This window comes from Paraburkholderia diazotrophica (assembly GCF_038900755.1).
GTDB classification, from domain to species: Bacteria; Pseudomonadota; Gammaproteobacteria; order Burkholderiales; family Burkholderiaceae; genus Paraburkholderia; species Paraburkholderia diazotrophica_A.
In genome coordinates, this window is record NZ_JBBPEN010000069.1 from 1 (window position 1) to 815 (window position 815).

The window sequence follows — 815 nt, forward strand, 5'->3', positions numbered from 1 at the left end:
TCCCAGCGTTTGCGATCCGTTCGACAATGCTGCGCCGGCGGGTGCGCGTGAGCGATTCGGCCAGCTCATCCTCGCCACGCCGCACCTGATCTGGATGCTTCTGACCAAGCGCATCGGGAACGCGTCCACGCTGCTCCGCGCCATGTTCCCCGACGGCACCCCTGACAACGTATGGCTCGGCGCGACGATCGTCAACCAGGCAGAAGCCGACCGGGATATTGAGAAGCTGATTGACGCGCCCGTTGGCACCCGCTTCCTCTCGATGGAACCTTTGCTCGGTCTCGTCAGCCTGTACGACTGGATTGGCCCTTGGGGCAAGCCGAACGAACTCCAGGCCCCACCGATGATCGACGGCATCTTCGTTGGCGGTGAGAGCGGCCGCGGTGCGCGCCCGATGCATCCATCATGGGCGCGATCGCTGCGCGACCAATGCGCCGCCGCCGGTGTTGCGTACCACTTCAAGCAATGGGGTGAATGGGCGCCGGGTAATCTATCTGCTGGTGGCGATTTGATCGAGCGCGACCGATCGAGAATCAAGAGCGGCTTTTTCGACTACAACGACCACTGGAATCCCCAAGGCCCCAACCCGTTCCGTCAGACGATGGACCGCATCGGTAAAAAAGCCGCTGGGCGGATGCTTGATGGCCGCATCCACGATGATTTTCCCCGGATTTCCCCTCTTCTATTATCCGCCTCTGAATAAAGAACCTTTTCTGGATGTAAATCAGGCTTCTCGCGTCTCTAATGTCCAACGATAATCCAGGATAGATATTGGAACGCGGGATTCCGGGAAATGTACGAACAGCTCTACCCAT

1 protein-coding gene is annotated in these 815 nt (G+C 59.3%); it reads left to right on the forward strand.

Annotated elements, in window-relative coordinates:
• On the forward strand, positions 1-703 hold a 703-nt coding region (locus AABE10_RS36590; RefSeq protein ID WP_342937846.1), incomplete at its 5' end, for a DUF5131 family protein.
• Between the last annotated feature and the right edge of the window lie 112 nt (positions 704-815).